Raw genomic sequence first — 5,147 nt, forward strand, 5'->3', positions numbered from 1 at the left:
CTCGTCATTTTCTTCCCACGCACGACTGTTCAAGCGCTCTAGCATCATTCGATATGCGACTTTGTTTTTCACTGATGATCCTCCTTACCGTTTTTTGTCCGCTTTCTCGGACAATTTATTGTTTTTCATTTCTAACTATCATTTCTTGTTGACTTTTCTCATCCACGCCTGATTTTCTTTGATAGGTTTCGATGGTTTCCTAAGCTTATTTTCATAACAGACTGCTTTAATGGCTTCCCCACGATACTTAATGACAAAATGAGCCATCGTTATCTCTCCAATCTATGAATTTCCCTTCTCAAATTCTCTATGTGCAAATCGATTGCCTTTCTCGCCGTTTCATTGACCATCACTGTCTTTGTTCGTTCCAGATCGTCAATCTCACGTCGGATGCTTCGAATTCGCATTTGAATTACTTCTTCTGTTGTCATGATGGATCACCTCGTTAAAACCGTTCTTCTTTGAACGTATTCCGATATTTTTTAGCTAATATCAACGGCACTTGATAACGATGGCAGAACAGTTTCGCTTTGATTTTAAAATCTTTCGTCTGCATTCCTTTGACATCTACGACTTTGACAAGTTTGCCGTTTTTGTAAAACGTGAAGTCGGGGATATATTCGATTTTTCGGTACTTCTTGCCTTCTAATTCAAATTTTGCCAACAGTTCGAACCTTTCCTGAAGTTTCACTTTCCATCCGTTCGCTTCTGCTTGCCACACTGCTAGATCGTAGTATTCTGCTTCTGCGACCGAATCGAATTTGATTCCACGATGAACTGTTTTACGATTACGATATTTGTTCATGCGATCACTCCTTTTACCGGTTGATATCTAGCATTCTCAAGATAGCCATATCCTTGCTTCTTCTCATCTTCTGCAATGCCGATAGCCAACCATTTCGCTTCTTCTGCTTCATCGTACATCTGATTTTCTTGCAAAATCTTTACTTGTTGTTCAAGCAACTGCACCAGTTCGCTACGGTATAATTTGTTTTCCTGTAAAATTTGTTTGTACTCCATACCAGACATCCGATATTTTTCTCGTTCTTTATACATGGCCTCACTTCCTAGCTATATCTAAAGTCATAATCGATGGAAAAATCCATAAACTGTGGGATAAATTTGAACGGTACGCACCCAGTCATTCCTTCACGATTTTTAGCAATCTGACAATCAATAATCTTTTCATTTTGTTCATTCCTTGATAACAACAAAACGACATTCGCATCTTGTTCTAAACTGCCAGACTCTTTTAAATCTGCTAAGGTTGGTTTCTTTTCTACTCGTTGATCTATTCCACGATTCAACTGTGCAAAAAGAATGATTGTAATGTCCAGTTCATTAGTCAATAATTTCAATGTTCTTGTCACTTCATTCATGACTTGTCGTTCTGTTTTTCGACTATCAGTTACACCAACCAGACCTGCATAATCAATAAACGCCACGTATCTACCAGCTTTACCTTTTGCTCGTTTACGAATCACTTGCTTAATATCATTCAATTGTTCATACTCTGCACCGTATACCCTTAAATCATGTTTCATAATTTCTTGGAACGCCTGTTTACTCATCTGCTGATTCTTTTCAGACAAGTTATGCGGATTTCTAAACAAGATAGAGTTGATCTTTGCTTTTCTAGATACAAAACGAGCAGTCAACTGCCATGCAGTCATTTCTAGTGTAAAGAAATCGACCGTTGTTCCTTCGTTCTTTTGCAAAATTTCCATTGCCATACTTATTCCTAAAGCTGTTTTCCCAACTGCTGGTCTAGCACCTATCACGACTAATTGACCACCACTTAAGCCACCGCCTAAATAGTTATCTAGCTTATCAAATGTTTGTAACAAAGGCTTCTCTGTGTCAATCAAGCCTAAAAACTCTTGGTAAACATTGTCTAATCTGCCGTTAGGTTTGTTCTGCTTTAACGCGTTTTTTTCTGAAAGTAATCCCTGTAACTTTTCGGCTAGCCCCTCCGTACTGTTTAAAGCAAATTCTTTCGCTGTATTGGCAAGTTCTCGATCGATATAATCTTTTTTCACGAAGTAGACTAAATGTGCTGTTATATCGTCTTCTGGCGCATTACCTACGAGCGTATCTAAGTCTTCTAGCGTACCACTGTTTAACAAGTTAATTGCTTGCATTTCACGGTAAACGTCTTTTAATTGATAGCTAGCGCCTTTTAGGTTGTTCAAAGCTTTTAGCACTTGTTGACAATACTTATTAACGAACCATTTAGGATTGATTTCGTACTCTGTCAGACATTTTGGCTCTTTTAGCAAACTGGCAACTAACGCTAACTCATTGTTCATAAGCTTTCATCACCTCGTCGTAGTTATCTTGAAATCCTTGTGTATGATGTACTGGTTTATCTACTTCGTCTTGCCAACGCTGTTGATTAAACCAAGTACCACCTTGTGCAATATACTGTTTGTCTGTGTTTACAACTGATCGATTATAAGCAACGATGCCATCTTGTATTTCTTTGTTCGTTGTACCTGCTTTGATTGCTTTCTTGTATGCTTTGAATGCATCTGCTTTACGTTCTTTTCTTGGGTACAAATTCCAAAGTTTCTCAAAATCAGATTCTAACTCTGCCGACTTCGCCATTTTTGGCGTGGTTGGCGATATATTATTTAATTTACTTTCTCTTTCTTTTTCTCTTTGTGTATTATCGACACCGTTAACTACAGTTGAAGTGAGGTTATTACCTCCATTAACTGAGTTATTACCGTCATTAACTAAATACTCTTTTTTCATCGATACTTCTTTTCGTTTGGTTGTCATCAATTTATATCTCTTCTGAATACCATTTGATGTTAAAATTTTGTATTTTTCATACATTTCACGGTCAAAAAATCCTACTTGAATCGCTTTGGATACAACTTCTTCTACTAGACCCTCTTTCGCCCCAACATCGTCAGCAACTAAGAACGCCGAATCTTCATCCCACCGCAAGAAATATCCCATGTCTCCATAGATATAGCTGAGCAGGCAAAGTAGTATTTCACAAGTTTGTGATCCACACGACCTACGAATTTTTCGGTACTTAATGTCTTTCAAAAAATCAACATCTAGTGAGTAATAGTCAACGCCTTGTTTATATGGCCTCGCCACACTATCACCTCCTTAGACAAGCGAGAGAAAAATCTCTCGCTATAATGGTGGATTCATTGAATCAAATAATGTCGTTTGTTGATTAAAAGGGAAAGTCATCATCTGAAATATCAATCGTAGAACTACTTGCAAATGGATCATTTGAATGTGATTGCGCAAATGTGTTTTTGTTTGCTTCTTTACCGTTAGGACGCTCTACACCGTTAGGCTTACTTCCTTCTTCATCAAGTTTGTTATAAGCTTTAACAGATAAATTCCATCGATCGTTATAATCACTATGTTCCCAATCAACCGTAATATTTAACGTTTTACCCTTTGCTGCATTAACTAATTGTTGAATGCTATCAATTGCTGTTCCGTCCGGTACTCCAATTGCAGTTAAAATCGTATTAAATCGTTTAGTAGAAAGTTCAATATCTTCGTTATCCCACACAACATTGTTGTAAAGAATTTTTCCACCTTTATATTTTCCGTCGATCACTTCATAATTAAATGTAGCCATATCCTTATTTTTTTCTTTTGTTTTTTTATACTCAGAGTCAGGAAGAATTTTCACATTGTAACTTCCTGCTTCCTTTACTGATTTACCTAAAACATTTTGTGAATCTACTACAAATAGTGCCATATTAAATTCCTTCTTCCTGATGATTATTTATTAGTTCCTTCGCTTCGATAAGCTTGCGATCATCGATTCTATTTTTCGCATGATTCCCGTTTTCTGGATTTAAATCAATCAAACGTTTATCATCATCAATATAGATACGACCGACTAAATCAAACATTGAGGTAAAAGCATTAAAAGTTTTTTCATTCATATCTGGACTAAAACGCCCTTTACCATCTAATCCGCTAGCACCATTGTCAACTTGGTGTGCAGTTGCATAAATAGTTTTGTTGCTCTCTCTTAATTTTGTTCCTAATTGTCTGAACCATAGTTGCAATTTCTGATAATTTTGACGTCCGTCTCGTGAAGCTCCGTCAATATTTTCCAGTACTAAATTTTGTAACGCAGTCATATTGTCTAAGATAATCACTTCGTATTCTGGTTTACTCAATGCTTTTAATACCCATTGATCAATTAAAGATTGGATATTCGGTGCATCTCCACTTTCTAACTGAACAACAGAGATATCTTTTTCTCCAATTAATACGTTCGTTGATAAATCAAAACTAAAAAGCATTTTGTTTCCTTCAAATTGTTTCGCTAGTGAAGTTTTCCCTGTACCACCATCACCGTAGATAAAGTACATATTCGCTTGTTTTGGTACTGTTCCATTCGGATAGAATTTCATGATTGTTTCACCTTCACTTTTACTTCTGGCTCTTTGATATCAACTGTTAGATTCGGAATATAACAACCATTCTCATCTATTACTCGAAGATCATCCGTTAGTTGAAACACACCGTCAGCAATCAACTTCTTGATGTCTAGTTGCTTTGGTTTGTATTCAGTTGATTCTTTGACTAATTCAGGATGTTCGTTTCGAAGGTATTGAATAAACTGTTCTTTCTCTTCTTTTACTTTGGATGGTTGTAATTTAAATTGCGATGGCTTACGCAAATCTACAGGCTTCATCGTCAAAACAAAGCTTTTGGTTTCGACTAGTTCTGCATTTCCCATCAATTGTCTTTGGATAGCTACTGCTTCATCAATTTCTTTTTGTAAATCTGCGCATACACGTTGTTTTCTTTCTGTTAGCTGTGCAATTTCAAGATCATATTGATCAATCCAATGTTTCTTCGCTTGTTCCAATTCCTCGATTTTTTTCGTGATCCATTCCAAATCATGTCCTTCAAAATGACTCATCTTCACCCTCCTCATCGATTGGTGCTTCATATTGAGGAACTCCGTTATCAGGAGTAGTTATCCAATTGTCTAATGCCGTACTAAAATCATTCATGCCTAGCGCCTTCTTTCTTTGTAAAATCTTCTAACAAACTTAACAAAGTAATCAGCCCTGCAAATAAACAACCTACAAACAAATTAGCGTTTGAGATTACTACAAGCATAAAGACAAATAGTGCAATCCACA

At 36.6% G+C, this 5,147-nt stretch carries 8 protein-coding genes; all 8 read right to left on the reverse strand.

The annotated features are described in order from the left end of the window. Positions 1 to 269 precede the first annotated feature (269 nt). Positions 270 to 431, reverse strand: a complete 162-nt coding sequence (locus DVW83_RS14035) for an antitoxin (protein ID WP_137239566.1) — start codon at positions 429 to 431, stop codon at positions 270 to 272. Between the two features lie 14 nt (positions 432 to 445). Next, positions 446 to 805, reverse strand: coding sequence for a DUF1064 domain-containing protein (locus DVW83_RS14040; RefSeq protein WP_137239568.1), 360 nt, complete (start codon positions 803 to 805; stop codon positions 446 to 448). Beyond that, complete coding sequence (locus DVW83_RS14045) at positions 802 to 1,056, reverse strand: hypothetical protein (protein ID WP_224785480.1); 255 nt, start codon at positions 1,054 to 1,056, stop codon at positions 802 to 804. The genes DVW83_RS14040 and DVW83_RS14045 overlap by 4 nt, the downstream gene beginning before the upstream one ends. Positions 1,057 to 1,067: 11 nt before the next feature. Continuing rightward, entirely contained in the window at positions 1,068 to 2,309 is a 1,242-nt protein-coding gene (locus tag DVW83_RS14050; protein WP_137239570.1) for a DnaB-like helicase C-terminal domain-containing protein, read from the reverse strand. Further along, on the reverse strand, positions 2,299 to 3,114 hold the full coding sequence (locus DVW83_RS15750; RefSeq protein ID WP_238699436.1) for a DUF4373 domain-containing protein: 816 nt from the start codon (positions 3,112 to 3,114) through the stop codon (positions 2,299 to 2,301). Before DVW83_RS15750 ends, DVW83_RS14050 begins: the two co-directional genes overlap by 11 nt. Before the next feature lie 82 nt (positions 3,115 to 3,196). Next, positions 3,197 to 3,739 carry a DUF669 domain-containing protein gene (locus DVW83_RS14060; RefSeq protein ID WP_137239572.1) on the reverse strand — a complete coding sequence of 181 codons (543 nt, stop codon included), beginning with the start codon at positions 3,737 to 3,739 and terminating at the stop codon, positions 3,197 to 3,199. Between the two features lies 1 nt (position 3,740). Further along, complete coding sequence (locus DVW83_RS14065; RefSeq protein ID WP_137239574.1) at positions 3,741 to 4,406, reverse strand: AAA family ATPase; 666 nt, start codon at positions 4,404 to 4,406, stop codon at positions 3,741 to 3,743. Next, positions 4,403 to 4,921: a hypothetical protein gene (locus DVW83_RS14070; RefSeq protein WP_137239576.1), complete on the reverse strand. Its 519-nt coding sequence runs from the start codon at positions 4,919 to 4,921 to the stop codon at positions 4,403 to 4,405. Before DVW83_RS14070 ends, DVW83_RS14065 begins: the two co-directional genes overlap by 4 nt. Positions 4,922 to 5,147: the final 226 nt, after the last annotated feature.

The organism is Enterococcus sp. VV15, assembly GCF_005236045.1.
In the GTDB taxonomy this organism is placed as follows: domain Bacteria; phylum Bacillota; class Bacilli; order Lactobacillales; family Enterococcaceae; genus Enterococcus_B; species Enterococcus_B durans.